Below are 22,295 nucleotides of genomic sequence, written 5' to 3'. Positions count from 1 at the left end.
CGCTGCCCCTTTCATTTGTAAACCAAGCACTAGAAGACTCTCAAAAAGTTCCCAGAACTCGGTTCGCGCAAGCCATAGTTGCAGTAGGAACTGAACATTTGATCGGCATGATTGAATTAAACATTAGAAGCCATACGGACAGAAGCGGCGAAATCGGCTATATTGTCCATCCTGATGCCTGGGGACAGGGAGTCGCTACAGCAGCGGCCAAACGGATGTTAAAGTTCGGTTTTGAAGAACTGCAACTACATCGAATATACGCGACCTGTGACCCTAGGAATAGTGGATCATCCAAGGTGCTCACCAAGATAGGTATGACCTATGAAGGAAGATTAAGGGATGCTTTACTTATTAAAGATGGGTGGCGGGATTCTTTGATGTTCAGTATGTTGGAGCATGAGTGGACGGTAGCCCGCTAAAAATTAACTCTTGCTTCCCACTGGTAAGTTCACTAGAATATAAGTATTAGCTTATATACTTTCGAAAGGAGGAGAGAAGGAATGCAGACACTAACGGAAATTGCTGAAGACTTGAAGCTATTCGGAGATAAGACCCGATTGGCAATGCTTTCTCTTCTGAAAGAGCGGGAATGGTGCGTGTGTGAATTCGTTGATATCTTTGACATTTCCCAGCCGGCGATTAGCCAGCATTTACGGAAATTGAAAAGTAGAGGAATCGTTAGGGAAAGCAAGCGGGGACAGTGGGTACATTATTCGTTAAATGTCGAGGATAAACCACATCTTAAGGCTGTTCTTCAACAGATGCCTAGTACCAAATCGATATTGGCTGAACTGAATAAAGAGGCTAAAGAGCCATGCTGCGACTAAATTTCAGGTAAGGATTTTTTTGATTTATATATAACCATATAGTTATATAATGATGTTGGATTGAAGTCACATGCTTATATAGGAGTGTTGAAAAAGATGTGGATTGGCAGTAAAAGGGGGATGGCACTTTGGCTATTGTAGCTATCCTTATATTTTTAGTAACTTTAATCCTTGTAATCTGGCAGCCCCGGAATTTATCGATTGGATGGTCAGCCTGCGGTGGCGCGATCATAGCTTTGCTAGCTGGGGTAGTCAGCTTTAATGATGTTCTGGATGTAACGCAGATCGTATGGAATGCTACTTTAGCGTTTGTGGCTATTATTCTGATTTCTTTAATTCTGGATCGAATCGGATTTTTTGAATGGGCTGCTTTACATATGGCGCGGGCTGCCCGCGGGAATGGCAGACGAATGTTTGTGTATGTCATCGTTCTTGGCGCATTAGTGTCTGCATTTTTTGCGAATGATGGAGCGGCTCTGATTCTTACGCCTATTGTGCTTGCGATGGTAAGGGCGCTGCATTTTGATGAGAAAAAAGTATTTCCGTTTATTATCGCCAGCGGTTTTATTGCCGATACCACCTCACTGCCGCTCGTGGTCAGCAATCTGGTCAATATCGTATCGGCGGATTTTTTCGGGATTACGTTTATGGAGTATGCAGGCAAGATGATCATACCTACGCTGTTCTCACTTGTGGCGAGCATCGTGGTGCTCTATTTCTTTTTTCGCAAAAGTATTCCCAAGCACTTTAACGATTCACAGCTAAAAGATCCGCATGAGGCGATTAAAGACAAAAAAATGTTCCAGCTGTCATGGATTGTATTGGTTGTTCTTTTGGTAGGGTATTTTGTCAGCGAATTTTTGGGTATTCCGGTATCTGTGGTTGCGGGGATCATAGCTATTTTGTTCCTGCTTCTCGCGAGAAGAAGCCCTTACGTCAAGGTGAAAGAAGTGATTACAGGAGCGCCTTGGGCGATTGTGTTCTTTTCCATTGGAATGTATGTCGTAGTATATGGACTTCGAAATGTTGGGCTGACGGATTTACTTGCTAAGATGATTGGGTCTATTGCTGATCAGGGCTTATTTGCCGCAACGATGGGTATGGGCTTCATAGCTGCATTGATCTCATCGCTGATGAATAATCTGCCTACCGTTCTGATTGACGCGCTTGCCATTGATGCGACGCATACCACTGGAATCATTAGAGAGGCTTTAATATATGCGAATGTTATAGGTTCGGACTTAGGACCGAAGATCACTCCGATTGGCTCACTCGCCACACTGCTGTGGCTACATGTACTTTCGGCTAAAGGCGTGAAGATTTCTTGGGGAACGTATTTTAAGACAGGTATTATTTTAACCATTCCAACGTTATTTATTACGCTTTTAGGTCTTTATATGTGGTTGTTAATTAACTAATTTGAATAGGGGAAGATCAAGATGAACAAGAAAACAATTTATTTTTTATGTACAGGGAATTCCTGCAGAAGTCAGATGGCTGAAGGCTGGGCTAAGCAATATCTAGGAAAAGAATGGAGCGTGTACAGTGCAGGTATTGAAGCTCACGGTCTAAATCCAAAAGCTGTACAAGCCATGAGCGAAGTAGGCATAGATATCACGGGCCAGACCTCGGATATTATTGATGCTAATCTGCTGAACAACGCGGATCTAGTCATTACCTTATGTGGAGATGCTGCGGATAAATGTCCAATGACCCCTCCGAAGGTCAAACGGGAACACTGGGGCTTCGATGATCCGGCAAAAGCGCAAGGGACGGATGAAGAGAAGTGGGCAGTGTTCCAGCGTGTGCGTGACCAGATTGGAGATAGAATCAAACATTTTGCGGAGACTGGTGAATAAGCAAAGGGAGGAAGTAACCTATTCTTTTAACTTAGGGTATTTCACCACTGGCCATTTCACTTTCCGTAAGGCATCGGTCACTTCGGGCCCAACGTTCAAATTACTTTGAACCAATTCATGGGGAGTGAGAGCCATCCATTGGTTCAGAGAGACGTCGGCAAAACGGTCACTTTTGAACATTTCGAGGAACCACAACGATTCTTCTCCTGTATTCTGAATATAATGTCCAAATGCAAAAGGAACATACCCAACATCGCCAGCCCTGTAATTAAAGGTACGTGCCGCACCGTTTCCGGCAAACACAGTCATCCGTCCTTTTCCGGTAAGATAATATTGCCACTCATCGTTGTTGGGGTGCCAGTGGAGTTCTCTCATTCCTCCAGGTTCAATCTCTACCAGTGCAGCAGCCACGGTCTTGGAGATCGGAAAGTTGCTGGAATCAACGATTCTGACGCTCCCGCCAGGAGTCTTCAATGGAGGCTGTGCCAATAGCGAATGTTTGAAACTCTGTGGAATTTCTCCGTAAGGCGACTGCACCTTTTGGCTTTGTAATGAGCCGGGAACTTGATCCTGATAAATGTAAACCTGTTCAGTGGGGATGGAGTCAAAGGTCTCGGCAGGTATTCCAAAGTTAGCTGAAAGAACCTCTTTGGGCGTATGGGCGAACCAATCGGAAATAGACAAGGTATTCAGATCGGAGAAGCTCCCGTCGTCAAAGACTAGGAGGAATTCGCAGCCTTCTTCAAGACCTTGTATAGAGTGAGGAATACCCGGCGGAAAATACCATAGATCACCAGGTCCTACATCTGCTATAAAGTTCCGCCCATTCTGGTCCACAGCAGTAATCCGAGCGCGGCCTAACAGCATATAAGACCATTCCGCTTGCTGATGCCAGTGAAGCTCTCGTACTCCACCGGGGGTCAGGCTCATATTCACACCTGCCAGTGTAGTTGCGATAGGGAGTTCTCTGACGGTTACTTCTCTGGACCAGCCACCATGATTAAGCTGCATATGCGCATCGGAGAAAGAAAATTTCAAATTGGGAACCAGGCCCGCATCAGTCACCGGAGGAACGAACATATCCGGATTCTCAAGATCCCGCATAACATCGCGAGGGCCTTTATCTAATCCCCCTGTGCCATCGCTTCGGATGGGCTGGGGGATGTTTGTTTTTTTTGCCGAATCCTGTCCAGCAGAAGTCATAAGATGTTCTCCTTTCTTGTTCCTTAAGCGTTCAATGAAAATATATGCGGAATGCTGTCTTTTATGATGGATAGCAGAAGTGGTACAAGTTGACATGTGTAGGGTCATCATTGATTATTACTAATAGAGGCTAAGGTTCTAGATGAACTGGAGAGGGGTTTGTGATGATTCACATCAAGGAGTCCTTACAACGATTAGGGAAAATAAAAGCTTATGTAATAGGTCTTTTAGTGATTATGTTCGCCGTGGGATCTGCGGTTACACCTACATCGGTGTCAGCAGCTGTCCAGTTAGGGACACAGGTAATGCCACTGTCATACGGGGGATATTACGTGCTTTTTCCAGGTAAACTCGCCCCTTATTTCAAAGCAGGTAAATTAATGGTGCCGATTCGAGCCTTCTCCAATGCGATTGGCGCAGATTTGCTCTATGACGCTCTGAGCAAGAGTGTTACTGTTTCACTGTTGGACCGATCTGTAGGAAATATTAAAGCAGGGCAGCTAGAGGCAGATTTTAATGGGGAGACCGTAGAATCATTAGGCGTTGCTCCAGAGGTAAAGGATGGCGCTCTGTTTGTTCCGGCTTCCCCTATTTTAGAAGGGCTTAAGTCTTTTCGCTGGGAAGTGCAATTTAATAATGTGAATAAATTAACCCTTGGCATTGGAGCCAGAAAAGGGGAGGAATGGGTGAAGCCTGAGGCAGATCTTGCCCTTGCTCCTTATCCACTCGAAACGACAGCACATCCGTATCCTTTATATCCTACTATGCTAACGCAGGCTCAATCCGGGAAAGAATATAGATTAACCTTAGGCGTGCAAAATACCTCCGGATTCATCATCCCTAAAGGAAACGCGGAATTAGAGCTGGTGAGTGTGGACAGTAAAGGAAATTCTTTTTATCAAACGTTGAAAGGACCTGATTCTTCAACCTCCAAGGCGGCATTATTATCATTTTCCGTTTCCATTCCAACAGAGGCTGAATACGTCATTTTCAGGTCACGCACATTGAGAGCGCAATAAGGCATTTGCTATAGATTATTCAAACAAGCTAGACAGAGAGCGGGTAAAGAAACAGATGACAGGTAACAAAGAGCAGCAATATCGCTTCAGCGAAGCACCGATTTGGGAATTGCAACGAACATATTATGAAGAGCAGGGATTAAAGGCTTGGAATAATGATCAGGTCCCGCAGTACATCACGAGTAACCCTATGATTGCAACAGCATACGCAGAGATGATCTTTGGATTCCTGCAAGACCGGGCTGGACAAGGGCATCTCTCAGAGACCGTTACGATTCTAGAACTTGGAGCGGGAGCAGGCCGGTTAGCGTTCCATGTGCTTAAAAAGTTGTGTGAAATCGTAGACTACGCAGATATTCCTCTACCTCCTTTTCGTTATGTGATGAGCGATTTGCCTTCCAAAAATATATCCAGTTGGCAGCAGCACCCGAGCCTACTTCCTTACGTGAAGCAGGGTATTTTGGACTTCGCACGTTTTGATGCTGTGCAGGATGTAGAACTACATTTAGTACACGCTAAGCTCAACATTCGGCCGGGTGATTTACAGCAGCCATTGGTGATTGTGGCAAATTATTTTTTTGACAGCATTCCGCAAGAATTAATTTATGTGGATGAAGGAAAAATATATGAATGTGAGGTTTCGATCCAGTATTCGGCGGAAGTTGATCCGGATAACCCCTCCGATGCGCTCGGCAAAATCATCCCGCAGTACCATTATCGGCGTGCGGCTAGTTATGAAGAGGAGACTTATCCCTATCATGACGTTATAGCGCTTTATCAGCAGAAGCTGGAGGATTCACATATACTCTTTCCGGTGGTGGGGCTCACTTGTCTGGAGCGGCTTGCGCGGCTCTCTACAGAGGGATTCGTGCTGCTTACAGCGGATAAGGGAGACCATCGCTTAGAGAACTGGGAATTTGCAGAACCTCCATTGCTGATTCATCACGGAAGCTTCTCTTTGACTGCGAATTATCATGCGATAGAACATGTGCTGAAACAAAAAGGGGCGCATTCAATATTCACCAGTCATCACTATAAAAACCTGAACATCGGCTGTATTCTTATGCTTCCAACTCCGTTGAGCTATACAAATACTCGGCTGGGTTACAAGCGGTTTATAGAACGTTTTGGTCCCGATGATTTCTTTAGTATGAAGGAATGGATGGATCAGCAATTAGATACGATGGGGCTGCAGCAAATTTTGGCCTTTTGGCGTTTGGGTGGGTATGATGCTGAATGGTTTATCCATAGTGCTGAACAGATTTCGGAGCTACTGCCCAGTGCCAGTGATGAAGAAATGCTGGATTTACAGCGAGGAATACAGTTGATGTGGACTGGCTATTATCCGATGGAACAGAGTTATGACCTGTCGCTAGATGCTGGCTTACTGCTGTATGAAATGGATAAATTCGCGGAAGCATTGGTTTACTTAGAACGCTCTATGCATGCCAATACGGAAGAACCATTAGCATCAGTGCTTTATAGCATGGCAATTTGTAACTACGAGCTAGGAGCTGAAGCTGCTGCATTGGAATACGCGCGTAGAGCTTTGGCTGCAGAGCCTGACAATGAAGTAGTATTGGAGCTTCTAACGGCGCTGAGCGAGGAATAAGCACATTTACATAGGGTTATCTTTTTGGTATCCTATACAAAATAATCAAACGCGATGACGAGAAGAGTACATGAAATCATTCCTTCACAGAGAGCCCTGGATGATGAGAACAGGGTAAGGGGGATTTTATCGAAACAAGCCTCTGAGCGGCATATCGGAACCGGACTAAGGGGATGGTATGACGGGAGCTCCTGTTATAGAGCTAGAGTATAAGCACTGCGTAAGATGTTTTGCCGTACTTGATGAGATTAATATGGTGACATATTAATGAACCTGGGGTGGTACCGCGAGAATTTCGTCCCCAAGACCATAAGTCTTGGAGGTGAGGTTCTTTTTATTTTGCAGATTAAGCAGGCGGATATCACTTATAAACAGGAGGTAACACCAATGAACGAGGAACCGGAAGTATTAGCAGAGAGTTACATCGACAGATTGATTCAAGAAGAGCTGGGAGCAGGGACTTACAGTAGAGATATTTGCACGAGATTTCCACCTGAGCCTAACGGGTATCTGCATATTGGCAGTGCGTATGCTATTCACACGAACTATACGACTGCGAAAAAGTATGGCGGGAAGTTCCATTTGCGCTTTGATGACACCAATCCTTTAAAAGAGGATTTGGAGTATGTAAATGCCATCATCGAAGATATTCAATGGATGGGCTATCCACCGGACCATATTTTTTATGGATCAGATTATTCTGAGAAAATATACAATAGCGCAGTTACGTTAATCCGAAAAGGAAAGGCTTATGTCTGTGATTTATCACCTGAAGAGGTGACAGCCTATAGAGGGACGCTTACGGAGCCGGGAAAAAACAGCCCGTTCCGGGAGCGTTCTGTAGAAGAGAATTTGCGGTTATTTACGGAGATGAAAGCTGGAGATTATCCGACGGGAGCCAGAGTGTTGCGGGCTAAAATAGATATGAGCTCACCTAATATCAACTTACGTGATCCGGTGATTTACAGAATCATTCATGCGGAGCATTATAGAACGGGTAACGAATGGTGTATCTATCCGATGTATGATTTTGCCCATCCTATACAAGATGCTATCGAAGGGATTACGTATTCCTTATGCTCGATTGAATTTAAGGATCATCGGCCGCTCTATGAGTGGGTACTGAATGAGCTGGATACCCCTGAAGCTCCCAAGCAAAGAGAGTTTGGACGGGTGAACATCACCGGAGTTGTGACGAGTAAACGGTATATCAGGCAACTGGTTACAGGCCATTATGTGGACGGTTGGGATGACCCAAGACTTCCTACGCTTCGCGGTTTACGCAGAAGAGGTTTTACACCGGAGAGTATCCGGAATTTTGTGAAGGAAATTGGATTTGTCAGAAATAGCACCATTGTGGATATTGCCATGTTAGAGCATGCGCTTAGACAAGCTTTGAAGGCAAAGGTTCCAAGTGTGATGGCTGTTCTTAAGCCTTTAAAAGTGGTCATTACTAATTATCCTGAGGATCATAATGAAGGGCTGACGATTGAGAATAACAGTGAAGATAAGTCACTTGGGGAAAGAGAGGTTCCTTTTTCACGAACCCTTTATATTGAACAAGAAGATTTCATGGAGGAGCCGCCAAAAGGTTATCACAGGCTGACTATGGGGAACGAGGTAAGGCTAAAGGGTGCTTATTTCATTAAATGCAACGAAGTAATCAAGGACGAAGTTACCGGAGAAATCCTAGAGCTTCGCTGCACCTATGATCCGAGAACGAAGAGCGGAAGCGGGTTTAATGAACGGAAGGTTAAGGCAACCATTCACTGGGTATCGGCAGATCATGCTATCAAAGCTGATGTTCATCTATATGAGCGGCTGCTGAAAGATAACGACGGTCCTAAAGAAGACGGTGAGCGCTGGGACGCGTATCTTAATCCGGATTCCTTGACGATCCTGAAGGATTGTTTGCTGGAGCCATCGATGGGCAACGCAACGCCAGAAGATAAATTTCAATTGATCCGGCATGGATTTTTCTGTGTGGATACGAAGTACACCACGGCAGATAAGCTGGTGCTGAATCGGATAGTACCGCTGAAGGACACATGGAAGAAAAATTCATAAGCAGCTTAAGCTAGGCGAAGATCGGGTAATTTCTGATCATCGTCTAGCTTTTTTTGTTATTGGTCATAAGTATTATAAGCAAATGAAAATTCCATATGAAACATATTTACATTTTTCAGAAATAAGCATATACTTTAAATATAAGTTGCACAGGGGAAACTTTCGTGTATATAGACAACTTTTTCAGGGCAAGAGGAGGAATTGAAATGCTCGAACAAACTTTAGTAGAACAACCACATATAAAACAACATAAGAACTCTGTTTCAGCACAAGCCGTACTTAACGGGGAGATCAAAGGGATTAAACGATTACTTCCTTTCCTAGGCCCAGCTTTTATCGCTGCAGTTGCTTATCTGGATCCGGGTAATTTTGCCACCAATATTACGGCAGGCTCCAAATATGGATATCTTTTATTGTGGGTGATCGTAGCCTCGAATCTAATGGCTGTATTAATCCAAGCGTTATCCGCCAAGCTGGGGATTGCGACAGGCAAGAACTTGCCTGAGATCGCTCATGATCGTTTTCCGAAGAGTGTATCTATCTTCTTATGGATTCAAAGTGAACTGGTGATTATAGCTACGGATCTGGCAGAGTTTATCGGGGCGGCATTAGGATTATATCTCTTATTTGATATTCCCATGCTGCCAGCAGCACTGATTACTGCGGTGGGTTCATTTGCTATCTTAGAGCTGCAACGCCGGGGATACCGCTCCCTTGAGGCAGGGATTGCCGCAATGATTCTTATAGTCGTATTAGCCTTCGCTTTTCAAGTTATTGTAGCTAAACCAGATATGGGAGCTGTTGCTGTAGGCATGTTTACACCGAAGTTTGAAGGGGTGGACAGCATACTTTTGGCCGCAGGAATTCTAGGTGCAACCGTGATGCCACATGCGATTTACCTGCATTCATCACTTACACAGAACCGTATCGTCGGGGTGAATGAATCGGAGAAAAAACAGATTTTCAAATTGGAATTTATAGATATTATTATTGCGATGATTATCGCAGGTGCAGTAAATCTGGCTATGGTAATTGTCTCCGCGGCATTGTTTTTCAAAAATGGCCTCGTGGTTGAGGATCTGGATGTCGCGTTTCAGCAATTTGGTCACTTAGCTGGGCCAGTAACGGCGATCTCGTTTGGGCTGGGACTACTCATTGCGGGACTGTCGAGTTCCTCCGTAGGGACTATGGCTGGCGATGTGGTTATGCAAGGCTTCATCAACAAAAGAATTAACCTGTACTTGCGCCGTGCGATTACCATCATTCCCCCACTAGCGATCATTGGTTTTGGTGTGAATCCAACGAAGGCACTCGTAATAAGTCAAGTGATTTTGTCCTTTGGGATTGCGTTCGCGTTGATTCCACTGGTTGTGTTTACAAGCAACCGCCAGATTATGGGCGGGTTAGTGAACCGCAAAATGACAGCCACTCTGGGCTGGATTATCTCCGGTCTGGTTGTATCGTTGAACTTGTTCTTGGTCTATCAAATGCTCGTATAAGGAAGCAGTCAAAAGAGCCCGACCCACAAATCTCCTCAGATCATACCTGAGAGATACATGGGTCGGGCTTTTTTTTTGGAGGGTTGTTCCAGCCAGTTATTTAAAATAATCTGCTACGCCTTCGGCGATGGCTTTAGCCGCTTTTTTCTGATAGGAGGTCTTGCGGACAATGGACTCGTCTATAGGATTGGTAAGGAATCCAAGCTCGACCAAGGTAGCTGGAATCCGATTCTCCCTTAGGATGTGATAATCGCCAAAGGACAACCCGTTGCTCTTCAGACCGATGCCTTGCCCCAGCCGGGTTTCAATCGCCCGCGCGAGCTTCAAATCATCCGCTTCTGAATAAAAGAAGGTCAACGTTCCGGACACATTTTTAGGTGAAGAATTATAATGAACGCTTACAAAAGCGTCAGCACGCAGGGCTTGGCTCATCTGAACACGACGTGCTAACGTGGGCTTTTGATCGTCTCGGGTGCGAGTCATCTCTACCCGTGCTCCTTTAGCAACAAGAGCATCCCGGACATAAAGTGCAGTGTGCAGATTCAAATCCTTTTCCATGGTGTTATATGTAGTGCCGAGCATGCCCGGATCACTGCCGCCATGACCAGGATCGATGACGATCAGCTTTCCTCGTAGTCCGCCTTTGTGCTGGACGGTGCTTATGCTGCTTGTACTGCTTGGTGTGCTTCCGCTTCGGATATATTGCTCTGCCACCCAACCAGTTTCACCGCTGGCTGTGCGAATTCGAGCCCAGCCGTTCTGATGAAGAAGGAGAGTGACTGTATCCTTGGCTTTTAAAGAACCGAGCACCTTATATTGTGTTCCTGGGCCACTTCGGATGCGTAGAGAATCAGCCGTGACTGTAGCCTTTGAAGTTCTACTAAAAGCATTGGCTGATGTTGACGAGGCAGTATTGGTTTTAGTAGCAATAGACGTTCCAGAAGCGCTGGATTGCAGGGAGTTGCTGTTCACCTTTTTTAGGTAATAACCCGCTACCCAGCCAGAGGTGCTCCCCGCCTTAACCTTTAACCATCCGTGCTGCTCATCAGTCACAGTAACCCGAGCCCCATTCTTAATTGATCCTACAACAGTTGCATTCTTAGCCGGTTCATCGCGTACATTTAAAGAACTCGCATATACCTGTGCGGTATAACTTCCTGCTGCTGTCTTTGCTTCAGCAGACTGTGGCGCTGCTATACCCAAAAGGCAAGCTGTGAGCAGGGTGACACCTATCATTTTGTTCATAGTATCCTCGCTTTTTGAGAGTAGTCGTAATTCCTTACCCAATTTACGAGGTTTAGAATAATATTTTTTGAGAATAAGGCCTCTTTTCTGGTGGTCTAAAGACTTGTATAATTATTACATATCGGGAAAGAGGATGAAGGAGCATTGCCGTGACTAAACCAAAGCTATTCATTGGATCTTCCAGGGAGTCTATACGTTATGCAAGAGCGATTCATGAGCAGCTGAAGAGGGATGCTGAAGTGCATCCTTGGTATGCCAACGCTTTTCGTGCGAATGAATACACCATGGAGGCGTTGGAGAGAAATTTGGATGAGAGCGATTTTGCCGTATTTGTGTTCTCGCCAGATGATGTCGCCAAAATCCGTGGTAAATATTATTATGTGACCCGCGATAATACGGGGTTTGAAATGGGTTTGTTTTGGGCTAGATTGCGGCGCAGCCGTGTTTTTTGTCTAGTACCTGATCAGGTAACTGCGCGTGATGATCTGATCCCTGGAGAAAATGTAGAAGAATATCATCTGCTATCTGATTTAGCAGGAATTACATCGTTAGAGTATGAAGTGCATCACGATAATCCTACGGCTGCTGTGGATGTGAGCTGTGGTAAGATTATTGATAGTATTCAAGAGCGTGGAAGATTCCGTGACCCGCTTAAAGATTTAGAGCAGCTAAAGATGGATTTAAGGCGCAAGGAAAGTATCCTTCATTTTTTTTGGCAATATAATAGTAATGTGACCATCTCCGAGAATGGAGAGAAGTATCACGCACTTAGTGAGGCGATACGCAATTCCTTTTTACCTCCGAAGCATTGTCGTGTAATCGGTGCAGCTATCTGGCAGGCACAAGCGAAGGAACAACTAGTTCAGGTGGGGGGGAATGTCGGACGCGGTCACTCCTATCCCTTGTCTGTAACGAAAGGGAATGAGAAGCAGCCTAGTGTGGTAGATGCATTTTTATCGAGTAAATGGACTTTTTTTCAACGCACGGAAGTTGCAGAGGTATATATCCTATGCTATCCTCTAGGTAAGAAGTATGTTCTTTCCGTTCATTTCTCAGGAAGTGATGGATTATCTGCAGATGATCTTAAGGCGGTAGTTGGGAATAATCAGGATTTATTCCGTACCATCAATCATTTAGTAGGAGAGGATTCAGCATGAAGAGAATAAAAGGTATTAACAGCTTATCTGATGCTGTTCTCCGATCTGCGAGTGGTGGGAGCAGGAGTGCAGGCGGCGATGACAAAAGCACCAAAAGAAAAGCAGGCTCGAGTCATTCTGCTCAGCAGCCAGCTTCAGCTCAGATTTATACTGCACCTTCTTTGGACGGCGGAGACGACGAGTATAAGAAGCTTATCAGCGGAAAAGTAGATAATAATAAACCATCCTTTGCGTGATTTTTTTATAAAAAGGGGGCCTCAGCCATTGGCTTGAGGGCCCCTTTTTGGTATTCCATTCTAACGGTTGTTCTTCTTGGCGATCTCACGCCGTACGACAGGTGCAACCTCTGTTGCCAAAAGCTCAATGGCTTTGGCTACCTTAGCGTAAGGAAGGCCGCCGATATCGAGCTGAGTCATAAAGCGGCTATGACCGAACAGCTCATGCTGATAGAGAATTTTTTCGATAATTTGCTGCGGGCTGCCCACAGCCATCGTGTTATCAGCAGATACATATTGCCCAAAGTCATCACGAGACACCTTGTACTCTTGACCCGGTTTTGGACGGATAGAGTTACGGTAACTATAGTAGTAAGGGTAATATTCGTCCAACGCCTGCTGTGAGGTTTCAGCAATGTAGCCGTGGCTAGTGATCGCAATCTTTAGATCCTCCGGTGCATGTCCTGCTTGAATTCCGGAACGCCGATAGGTTGCGGCAAGCTCTTGAAAAGGCTCTGGACTGCCGCTTAGGATGGCGATAGCCATTCCGGTCCCGAGCATCCCGGCCTTCTCCGCGCTTTCTGGAGAACCGCCTACACCAATCCAGAGTGGAAGATTCTCCTGTAATGGACGTGGAGCAATCTCCGAATCCTTCAGCGATGAACGGAAGGAGCCCTCCCAGTTCATAACTTCATGTTTGTTAAGCTCCAAGAGTAAATTGATATTCTCGGAGAATAGACGGTGATAATCTTCAAGCTCATACCCGAAGAGCGGAAAAGACTCCACAAACGCACCACGCCCCGCAATAATCTCTGCACGTCCATTCGACAGCAAATCAAGTGTGGCGAAATCCTCGAACACCCGCACAGGATCAATGGTGCTTAATACGGTTGTTGCGCTCGTTAGTTTAATTCTGTTAGTAACCTGAGAAATGGCAGCCAGTACGACTGGCACCGAAGAAATTACAAAATCAAGACGATGATGCTCACCTACACCAAATACATCAAGTCCCGCCTCATCTGCCAGCTTAGCTGCAGCCACGACTTCGTCGAGACGTTGTTTTGGACTGATCTTGTTCCCTGTATGACAATCCGCAACGATGTCTCCTAAGGTATAGATACCAAATTCAAAATCGGATGCTGGTGCTGCGGTTGTTTCGTTACTCATGCTCACAAACCCCTTGTTATTCATATATTTGCTAAAGCCTGTCCGTGTATGGAGGAATGTGATTATTATAACACAATGACTTACAAAATGTAAGTTTGTGAGTAAATGTTTTGATTTCTTCTGTTGTTTTTGACAAAATGGAATAATAATCCATAAGGGTTATATCCTGCTCGTCTGATGTTATTATATTTGATTTTAAGAATCTATCCAAATGAGGCAGTTACTTATATGAGGAGGAGTTTGGTGCCTGGGACATGGCATGTATGTAGCCCAGACCGATAGGAAATTGGTTGCTATTGATCTAAACGGTATGATAATTGTGCAGATTAAAGGGACGTTAACTGCTTTCAAGGAGCCTCAGGCTCTAAAAATGAAATAATCGAATCTACAACGGCTCTCCGATAAACATCCGGCAGAGTCGTTTTTTAGTGGAATGATTCCACAATCCCCGTGCGAAAAATACAAATCTATTTTATGATAATAAGGTTATATGATGAGTAGACTGTAAGTTAACGAAATTACATAGAAGGACCGAGGGATATTATGGAACAGCAAGCGGTTTGGGCGATAGGCATTTTTCTGCTGATTTATGGACTTATTATTTCCGAAAAGATTCACCGTACCATTCTGGCGATGTTAGGAGCTATCGTCATGATAGCGATGGGCATTGTGGATCAGGAGACGGCACTGCAGCACATCGATTTTAATACTATAGGACTGCTTGTAGGGATGATGATGATTGTAGGGATTACCGCAGAGACGGGGCTCTTTAAATACGCAGCTGTGAAATCAGCTAAGTTGGCGAAGGGGAAGCCGAAAAGAATACTGATTGCTTTGTTTGTGATTACCGCAGTGGCTTCAGCCTTTTTGGATAATGTGACGACAGTGCTGCTTATGGTGCCAGTCACCTTCAGTATTACAAGACAACTGCGCATACATCCGCTGCCTTTTTTAATGTCACAAATTATCGCATCTAATGTAGGCGGAACGGCAACCTTGATCGGAGACCCGCCTAATATCATGATTGGCAGTGCTGTTAAGGAGCTGACCTTCATGGCTTTTATTAGCAATCTGACACCTGTGATTATCATCATTGTTTTGGCGTATATCCCGCTGCTGTTATTGATGTTCGGTAAACAAATTAAAACTACACCTGAATTGCAGCAGAGCATCATGGATATGGATGAGAAGGTTATGATTACGGATCATAAGCTGCTGCGAAAATGTCTGATCGTATTGGCAATTACGATTGCCGGGTTCTTTTTACATCAGGCGTTACATTTGGAGTCCGCTACAGTTGCACTGGCCGGTGCATTTTTACTGCTGCTGCTGACCGGAGGGGAACATATGCTGGAAAAAGCTTTTCACAGCGTGGAGTGGATTACGATCTTCTTTTTTATCGGACTGTTCGTGTTGGTGTCAGGGCTTGTAGAGACAGGTGTGATTGCAGAGCTGGCAGCAAAAGCGATTGAAATAACGAATGGTGATGTGCTGATGAGCTCAATGATGATTTTATGGGTCAGCGCCATTACCTCAGCATTTCTGGATAACATTCCTTTTGTAGCAACTATGATCCCTCTGATTCAGGAGATGGGCAATATGGGGATCAGCAATTTGGAGCCGTTATGGTGGAGTTTGGCCTTAGGGGCTTGTCTGGGTGGCAATGGCACATTGATTGGTGCGAGTGCTAATTTGATCGTAGCGGGTTTGGCAGGTAAAGAGGGGTACCCGATTACGTTCATGAAGTATTTGAAGGTCGGTTTTCCTTTGATGCTGTTGTCCATTGTGATCTCCAGCGTGTATTTATATTTAAGATATCTGATGTAAGCAGCGTTACTAAGAGCCAGGGAGTAATATGCTTGAAGTGATATTTTGAAACGGCAGGTAGAAGTTGTGGAGGAAGTAGAAGGAGTAGTGGAAGTAGAGGAAGTAGAGGAAGTAGAGGAAGTAGAGGAAGTAGAAGGAGTAGAGGAAGTAGTGGAAGAAGTGGAAGAAGTGGAAGAAGATGCAGGAGTATAAGTAACAAGTGGAGGCAAAATGCAGATGTTGAAGCGGTGAACATATGTTGAAGTGACGGTGGGAGCATATAAGTGTATTTTGTACAGTTATAACTCATCGAATAAATTGTCCCCAAAAAATAGCTGTATTCAGTACACTTATTTTCATGATTTCCTCAGCTAAAGGTGATTTTTCTGGATTTTAATTGTATAGAATACAGTTATATTCAGGACACCCCCTTTTTTATACGAAATAAGTGTACAGAATGCAACTAAATCAAAGATTTGATCTAGATTCGGCGATATAAAATATACGGGGGGATCCGGAGGAGTTATTCCGAGGTTTACCCAAAGTCGACTTAACGCTACGCAATGCAGATAATCAAGCAGGCAGTGATTCTCCAATATCTGGAGGCTCACTGCCTGCTTGTTTTTTACATTAGAAAGGGCTGCTTAAGGAGTATGACTTCCAAAATACTGGTAACTTCCTTTGGGATATTGATTCCACTCGCCCTCAAGTGAATACTGCTGTGATCCAGTGTATATACCAGATTTACGGACAATAGTTCCACCTGTGGAGAGGAATTGCTGATTAGAGGTAGGGTCACCGAGAACATCTACGATTTGGCCGTTTTTCTTCAGTACTAATGCTGTAATATTATATGTTTTTGGATTATATAGACTCAGCTCATCATTGTAATAGGAGATATTCATTAAATCAAATGCGTCCCCAAAAGTAGAATCTATAAACATATAAGGCATTGCTACAGATACAGGAAATAGTGGCCGGGAATAAACCTGTTTGGTTTGAGTGGCTTTCATAAATTGGTGGACTTCAAGGGTGTAACCTTCTGCTTTTCCTGCGGGATTACCATTTCCTTTATAGTACAGCTCAACTGCGATTCTGCCGTCACCGCCGTCCAGATACTCTGAGAAGAATAGCTCGGAGGTACCCTGTGAAGCCACACTTATAGATAATACAACCGCTTTGCCATCAGAACCTACTATCCATACCGTTCCTGGACTTGTAGGACCATTCCATATAGCTCCATTCAGAGTTGCAGGTCCGCTCAATGAACCTGTGCTGTTTTCTGTATACACTTTAAATTGACTCTGATTAGGAATCAGCTTGGAAATATCGAAGGAAATATTGGACACACCTTGCTTGGTGGTTATTGGCACAAAGCCGTTGTTTACAAGCTGGGCTGTAATCAAGGTGAAAGTTGAGGTGGTTGAACCTCCTTTATTATCCATTGCTGTGAGGGTCACTAAACCACTAGCTGAACTATTAGCTGCCGGAGTTACCGTCAGAGTGTTGCCATTAATACTAAGTGTACCAGCATTTACGTTATCTATAGAAGCTGAATAAGTAAGCATGTCATTGTCTGGATCTTGAAAAAGCTGGGCCAGATCAAATATACGTGGTGCCGTGATACCTGGTGTTAAGAGTTGAGTAGTGATTCCAGATATCGCAATTGGTGGCTGATTAGACGTTACAGTGAATACAAAAGTAGCAGTGTTAACGCCACCTTGGCTGTCCATTGCTGTTATTGTAATCAAGGCTGTACCTGAATCGACCGGCACAAGGTTGAGATGATTCCCATTTACAGATACAGTGGCAACGCTAGCGTCAGAGGATGCAGCTGCGAATGTAAGCGGGTCGCCGTCCGGATCAATGAACACATTACTGATGTCGACGTTTTGGACACCGTTTGTGATCAGAGCAGATATTGGATCAATATTATTTTGCGCGACTGGTGCATGGTTCACCGGAGTCGGCGCCGGAGTAGGCTCAGGAGTCAGCACCGGAGTAGGACTAGGAGTGGCCACCGGAGTAGGCTCAGGAGTCGCCACCGGAGTAGGACTAGGAGTCGCGACCGGAGTAGGACTAGGAGTGGCCACCGGAGTAGGCTCAGGAGTCGGTACCGGAGTAGGCTCAGGAGTCAGCACCGGAGTAGGACTAGGAGTCACTACCGGAGTAGGACTCGGAGTAGGCTCAGGAGTGGCTACCGGAGTAGGACTAGGAGTCGCTACGGGAGTAGGCTCAGGAGTGGCTACCGGAGTAGGACTAGGAGTCACTACCGGAGTAGACTCAGGAGTCGCTACTGGAGTAGGCTCAGGAGTCGCGACCGGAGTAGGGCTCGGAGTCAGCACCGGAGTAGGACTAGGAGTCGGTGCCGGAGTAGGCTCAGGAGTCGCGACCGGAGTAGGACTAGGAGTCGCTATCGGAGTAGGCTCAGGAGTCGGATCGCTCACGGCGGCGTTAGCAGACGTGGACGAAGTATACGCAGGAGCAACGGCTCCAGATGTATTTTGAACCGTTTGGATATTATCTTGAATGGCTGTGTAATTTGTTATGAAATGTGAAGGCAGACTGTTGCCAGGCAACTGCAGATTTTGAATAGACAAGGAGGGGTCGATGGTGATCTTAGCGCCGCCTTCAACTATTTTTAAGGTTTGCAGGGAACCGCTACCATGAATAGTAACTGGAGTTATAGAATCCACAATGATCTGCCCAATTTGGCCCTGAAAAGTTATACTCGAAACGCCATTTTTAATCTTCAAATCACCGGTAACATTGCCTTTAATAATAACATCATTTCCAGAAATATTGAGCAAAGAACCGGAGGGTAAGCCGGAGGTATTTAGTTGAACCCCTTTTTGTACAATTTCAAGCTCCTGCAAACCGTCCACATGACGATTCAAAGAATTGAACTTAAGGACAGCTCCTCTTAAAGCATCATGGTTGTTATCACCCATTAATTCTTTGAGTTTACCTTCAATGAGGTAAGGCGTGCCATTGATCGTTACGAAATCTCCATCTATATTGTCGATCGTTGCAGTTTGTTGTTCTTCTTTAAAAATATTCAGCAGAAAAGAAGCCATATCCTGCCGCTGAACAGTACCTTTGGGGCTGAACATATCTTCGGGAGAGTCTATAAGTTTAAGACGTAATGCGACGTCGGTATACTCTTTTGCCCAATTGCTGATTGTGGATTCGTCATTAACCTTGTTGGCTTGTCCACCTTGCGCTCCAGTTCCGCGGATGGCACGTACAAATATAACTGCAAGCTCTTCTCTAGTTACAGGTCTGGATGGATTAAAATTACCTGTAAGATCACCCTCCATAAATCCTGCCTTTTTAACAGCCTCAATAGCGGACACACTCCAACTGGAATCAGATACGTCTCTAAAGGTAGAGGCGGAGTTCACTGAGGAATCTAGCTTTAAGGTCTTCGCTAAAATGGCTGCCAGCTCTTGGCGAGTCATTGTCGCAGTGGGTCTGAATTGTCCGTTGGGATCGCCTTTAAGCAAGCCTAGACGAGCAGCCTCGAGGATTGCGGCACTTTTCGTCTGTTGTATTTCGGTTAAATCAGAGAACGGTGGAGTGATTTCAGCTGCAGATGCGTAGAGGGTACCACCGAACAAGGTGTTAAGGGCAACAAGTGTTGCTCCCCATTTTAATGATATGCTTTTCAAGCAAAAGCCCCTTCCTTAGAACCAATTTGTCATAAGCTTACTTCATTATATCGACGCAAAAGTGAGGTTTTTTAATACTTTCATCCTACTGAAAGTGATTTAATTCATTGCTTTTCTAACTTATGAACTAGAAATAACTCCACTTCTGTTCCATAAAAGGGCTTGTTTTTTGTTGACAGCTTATAAAATCGATGATATTTTAAATATTATAATTCCAATTGATTTACTTTGAATAATGATTGCCGACTGTTCCTACAGAGGTATTGCGAATGTAAAAACGCAATGCCTCTGTTTTTTTGTCCATACAGATTAAAGGAGGGGTCAAGGTGGGAGAAGCGTTGCTGTCTATTTCGAACCTAAATAAACGTTTTGAGTCTGCCGGTGGTCATGTTCAAGCACTCCATAATGTAGATCTCCATGTACAGGAGGGCGAATTTATTACAGTCATCGGCCCCAGCGGCTGTGGAAAAAGTACACTATTACGCATCGTAGCCGGTCTGGATAGCGGGTACACTGGCAGCGTCACCCTGGAAGGGGCGGAGATTGGGGGTCCTGGGATCGATAAGGGTTTTATTTTTCAGGAGCATCGCCTCTTTCCCTGGCTTACCGTTGAGAAGAATATTGCCTCTGATTTACCGCTAGGGAACAAGGAAGTCAGGCGGAAGGTCGATGAATTGATTGATCTGGTGAAGCTAAATGGATTTGAGAAATCTTATCCCCGCGAGTTGTCGGGAGGGATGGCCCAGCGGGTAGCAATAGCTCGTGCACTTCTGCGCAATCCGAAAATACTGTTGCTGGACGAACCGTTTGGTGCACTGGATGCATTCACTCGGGCCCATATGCAGACGGTACTGCTGGACATTTGGCGGGCTAACCAAACAACCATGATTTTTGTAACGCATGATATTGATGAGGCTGTGTTCTTGGGTAATCGAGTAGTGATTCTAGAGCCGCGTCCCGGGAAAATACGTAAAATTGTACCGATAGATTTACCGTATCCACGGAAAAAAACGACGACCTCCTTTCAAGAGCTGCGTTTGAAGGTGTTGAATTATTTTGAAAAGGTAGATGAGCTAGAGCTTACAGACGGAGCCGGAATATAAAATAGGTCGACCATACCCATGGAGACTTTCGAAGGTATTACTATTCGAGGGTCTCTTTCTGTTTATTTAAAGTGATCGTAAAGCTGAAAAAAGGTGGGTTCAAAGTATGACAAATCGGGCTGTAGCCATAAGAACTTCCGGACGCCCCGGAAAGGTGGCAACACTAGGACTTGGTCTTTTGCTGCCGGGCAGTGTGCTGATTCTGTGGCAGACGCTTGGGCATTATGGAATGATCTCGGAGATGCTGTTCCCTACGCCGTATACGATTGCGGAATCTTTTGTAACTTTAGCGGCTTCAGGCGATTTGTGGCCGAACTTTAGGATCAGCTTGGTCAGAGCCTTTTCTGGATTCCTGCTAGGTGGTGGACTGGGTCTGCTGTTAGGACTTCTCGTAGGCCTGTTCCGCAGATCGGAGAAGCTGTTAGATCCCTCCTTGCAAATGATCCGTATGATTCCCAGTCTGGCGGTAGTACCGCTGTTCATTTTATGGTTCGGGATCGGTGAGGAGTCGAAGGTGCTATTGATTGCTAAGGGAGCTTTTTTCCCACTTTATATTAATACGTTCATGGGAATTCGCGGCGTGGATAACAAGCTATTTGAAGTTTCCCGGGTACTTGGCTTCAGCCGGTTGAAGCAGATTGGCAGGTTAGTACTTCCAGCAGCGCTGCCGAACATTATTCTTGGAGTTCGTCTCTCTCTAGGGCTTTCTTGGCTGGGGTTAGTAGTGGCAGAGCTTATTGCATCTACCTCAGGCATTGGATACATGATGTCCGATGCGCGTCAATTCGCGGACACACCAGTGGTGTTCGTGGGAATTATTATTTTTGCCGTAGCTGGATTATTGAGTGATTCCATTGTCCGTTACATTGAACGACGGTTGTTGAGATGGCAAGACAGTTATCGCGGATAACCTTGAACGCTCATTAAACAAAAGGGGGATGCACCATGAGCGATGGAGTAGAAGCTATTATCAAAAATACTAAAAGAGCCAGAGAAACGCTGGATAGCAGCGGCACAGCTCCTTTATCCAAGAAGACACCGAAGAAACCCGCAATACAAGTTGCATGGAAACCCTTGCTCTCTGATTGGGGAATGGGTGCAATTATCCCGGTGGTGACGTTAGTCCTTTGGCAGCTGGCAGGGAGTACGGGGCTGGTCTCAGCAACCTTTTTGCCGACTCCGCTTTCGATTGCAAGAGCTTTTACCGACTTGTTGGTTACTGGAGAGTTAACTCATCATCTGGGTGTCAGCATGGGTAGGGCGGGCATCGGATTTCTTATTGGAGGTGTGTTGGGTCTTCTATTCGGCGTACTGACTGGCTTGTTCCGCAGTGTGGAATATGTACTCGATCCTAGCGTACAAGTGCTTAGGCTTGTTCCCCATTTGGCTATAGCACCGCTCATTATTCTCTGGTTCGGGTTTGGAGAGATATCTAAAGTTGTGATCATTATGACAGGCTCTTTTTTTCCGCTCTATATTAATACGTTTATGGGCATCCGCAATGTGGACAATAAATTGTTCGAAGTAGCTCGGGTATTAGGATTCAGTCCTTATCAGAAGCTGCGCAGGCTTATACTCCCGGCGGCGCTGCCCGGAATTTTGTTAGGGCTAAGGTTGTCGCTGGCTGTAGCTTGGATTGGTTTGGTTGTAGCAGAGCTTATTGGATCACAGTCAGGTATTGGGTTTCTTATCAATGAAGCGAAGCAGAACTCTAATACAGAGGTTGTATTCGTAGGCATTATTATTTTCGCAATTGTCGGTAAGCTGATCGATTCCTTGTTCCGGATTATTGAACGAAAGTTCCTGTTCTGGCGCGATAGTTACGAAGGATAAACAAACTGAGGA

The 22,295-nt window shown here is 45.1% G+C and carries 19 protein-coding genes and 1 other annotated feature; of the genes, 15 read left to right on the top strand and 4 right to left on the bottom strand.

Annotation, left to right across the window (positions count from 1 at the left end):
* Positions 1-2: 2 nt before the first annotated feature.
* The 4 genes from NSQ50_RS27320 to arsC all read left to right on the top strand — a co-directional run bounded on the left by NSQ50_RS27320 (position 3) and on the right by arsC (position 2,686).
* Positions 3-419: a GNAT family N-acetyltransferase gene (locus NSQ50_RS27320; protein WP_081383647.1), complete on the top strand. Its 417-nt coding sequence runs from the start codon at positions 3-5 to the stop codon at positions 417-419.
* Between the two features lie 81 nt (positions 420-500).
* Entirely contained in the window at positions 501-827 is a 327-nt protein-coding gene (locus NSQ50_RS27315; RefSeq protein WP_036680319.1) for an ArsR/SmtB family transcription factor, read from the top strand.
* A gap of 128 nt (positions 828-955) precedes the next feature.
* Positions 956-2,245, top strand: coding sequence for an arsenic transporter (locus NSQ50_RS27310; RefSeq protein ID WP_036680316.1), 1,290 nt, complete (start codon positions 956-958; stop codon positions 2,243-2,245).
* Between the two features lie 21 nt (positions 2,246-2,266).
* On the top strand, positions 2,267-2,686 hold the full coding sequence (arsC, locus tag NSQ50_RS27305) for an arsenate reductase (thioredoxin) (protein WP_036680313.1): 420 nt from the start codon (positions 2,267-2,269) through the stop codon (positions 2,684-2,686).
* 18 nt (positions 2,687-2,704) lie between these two features.
* On the opposite strand, the gene NSQ50_RS27300 is transcribed toward arsC, so the two are convergent.
* Complete coding sequence (locus NSQ50_RS27300) at positions 2,705-3,889, bottom strand: oxalate decarboxylase family bicupin (protein WP_036680311.1); 1,185 nt, start codon at positions 3,887-3,889, stop codon at positions 2,705-2,707.
* 164 nt (positions 3,890-4,053) lie between these two features.
* Between NSQ50_RS27300 and NSQ50_RS27295 the strand changes: the two genes are divergently transcribed.
* The 4 genes from NSQ50_RS27295 to NSQ50_RS27280 all read left to right on the top strand — a co-directional run bounded on the left by NSQ50_RS27295 (position 4,054) and on the right by NSQ50_RS27280 (position 10,086).
* Complete coding sequence (locus NSQ50_RS27295; protein ID WP_036680310.1) at positions 4,054-4,908, top strand: copper amine oxidase N-terminal domain-containing protein; 855 nt, start codon at positions 4,054-4,056, stop codon at positions 4,906-4,908.
* 55 nt (positions 4,909-4,963) lie between these two features.
* Positions 4,964-6,520, top strand: a complete 1,557-nt coding sequence (locus NSQ50_RS27290; protein WP_076224311.1) for an SAM-dependent methyltransferase — start codon at positions 4,964-4,966, stop codon at positions 6,518-6,520.
* A 45-nt stretch (positions 6,521-6,565) separates the two neighbouring features.
* Positions 6,566-6,826, top strand: a binding site (T-box leader).
* Positions 6,827-6,907: 81 nt separating this feature from the next.
* Positions 6,908-8,587, top strand: coding sequence for a glutamine--tRNA ligase/YqeY domain fusion protein (locus NSQ50_RS27285; RefSeq protein ID WP_076142222.1), 1,680 nt, complete (start codon positions 6,908-6,910; stop codon positions 8,585-8,587).
* A 206-nt stretch (positions 8,588-8,793) separates the two neighbouring features.
* Complete coding sequence (locus NSQ50_RS27280) at positions 8,794-10,086, top strand: Nramp family divalent metal transporter (RefSeq protein WP_076104178.1); 1,293 nt, start codon at positions 8,794-8,796, stop codon at positions 10,084-10,086.
* Positions 10,087-10,182: 96 nt separating this feature from the next.
* On the opposite strand, the gene NSQ50_RS27275 is transcribed toward NSQ50_RS27280, so the two are convergent.
* Entirely contained in the window at positions 10,183-11,331 is a 1,149-nt protein-coding gene (locus NSQ50_RS27275; protein WP_036680306.1) for an N-acetylmuramoyl-L-alanine amidase, read from the bottom strand.
* 149 nt (positions 11,332-11,480) lie between these two features.
* Between NSQ50_RS27275 and NSQ50_RS27270 the strand changes: the two genes are divergently transcribed.
* Complete coding sequence (locus NSQ50_RS27270; RefSeq protein WP_170914300.1) at positions 11,481-12,488, top strand: TIR domain-containing protein; 1,008 nt, start codon at positions 11,481-11,483, stop codon at positions 12,486-12,488.
* Positions 12,485-12,724, top strand: a complete 240-nt coding sequence (locus NSQ50_RS27265) for a hypothetical protein (protein ID WP_036680302.1) — start codon at positions 12,485-12,487, stop codon at positions 12,722-12,724. Before NSQ50_RS27270 ends, NSQ50_RS27265 begins: the two co-directional genes overlap by 4 nt.
* A 60-nt stretch (positions 12,725-12,784) precedes the next feature.
* Here the strand turns inward: NSQ50_RS27265 and NSQ50_RS27260 are convergent, their stop codons facing one another.
* Complete coding sequence (locus NSQ50_RS27260; protein ID WP_036680301.1) at positions 12,785-13,870, bottom strand: LLM class flavin-dependent oxidoreductase; 1,086 nt, start codon at positions 13,868-13,870, stop codon at positions 12,785-12,787.
* A gap of 543 nt (positions 13,871-14,413) precedes the next feature.
* On the opposite strand from NSQ50_RS27260, the gene NSQ50_RS27255 reads away from it, so the two are divergent.
* Positions 14,414-15,697 (top strand): ArsB/NhaD family transporter, encoded by a 1,284-nt coding sequence (locus NSQ50_RS27255; RefSeq protein WP_036680299.1) that lies wholly within the window; start codon positions 14,414-14,416, stop codon positions 15,695-15,697.
* 45 nt (positions 15,698-15,742) lie between these two features.
* Positions 15,743-15,889, top strand: coding sequence for a hypothetical protein (locus NSQ50_RS27250; protein ID WP_340949824.1), 147 nt, complete (start codon positions 15,743-15,745; stop codon positions 15,887-15,889).
* Positions 15,890-16,320: 431 nt separating this feature from the next.
* On the opposite strand, the gene NSQ50_RS27245 is transcribed toward NSQ50_RS27250, so the two are convergent.
* Positions 16,321-19,347, bottom strand: a complete 3,027-nt coding sequence (locus tag NSQ50_RS27245) for an S-layer homology domain-containing protein (RefSeq protein ID WP_340949822.1) — start codon at positions 19,345-19,347, stop codon at positions 16,321-16,323.
* Between the two features lie 326 nt (positions 19,348-19,673).
* Here NSQ50_RS27245 and NSQ50_RS27240 point away from each other — a divergent pair, with 326 nt between their 5' ends.
* The 3 genes from NSQ50_RS27240 to NSQ50_RS27230 all read left to right on the top strand — a co-directional run bounded on the left by NSQ50_RS27240 (position 19,674) and on the right by NSQ50_RS27230 (position 22,283).
* The gene (locus NSQ50_RS27240) at positions 19,674-20,450 is read left to right on the top strand and encodes an ABC transporter ATP-binding protein (RefSeq protein WP_036680296.1); all 777 of its coding nucleotides are present in this window, start codon (positions 19,674-19,676) and stop codon (positions 20,448-20,450) included.
* Between the two features lie 106 nt (positions 20,451-20,556).
* The gene (locus NSQ50_RS27235; protein WP_038573373.1) at positions 20,557-21,360 is read left to right on the top strand and encodes an ABC transporter permease; all 804 of its coding nucleotides are present in this window, start codon (positions 20,557-20,559) and stop codon (positions 21,358-21,360) included.
* Between the two features lie 35 nt (positions 21,361-21,395).
* Positions 21,396-22,283: an ABC transporter permease gene (locus NSQ50_RS27230; protein WP_036680293.1), complete on the top strand. Its 888-nt coding sequence runs from the start codon at positions 21,396-21,398 to the stop codon at positions 22,281-22,283.
* The last annotated feature ends 12 nt before the right edge of the window (positions 22,284-22,295 follow it).

It is taken from the genome of Paenibacillus sp. FSL R10-2788 (genome assembly GCF_038003885.1).
Taxonomy (GTDB): Bacteria; Bacillota; Bacilli; order Paenibacillales; family Paenibacillaceae; genus Paenibacillus_AQ; species Paenibacillus_AQ odorifer.
Note: the sequence above shows the minus strand (reverse complement) of the source record. Positions and strands in the feature narration are given on the sequence as shown.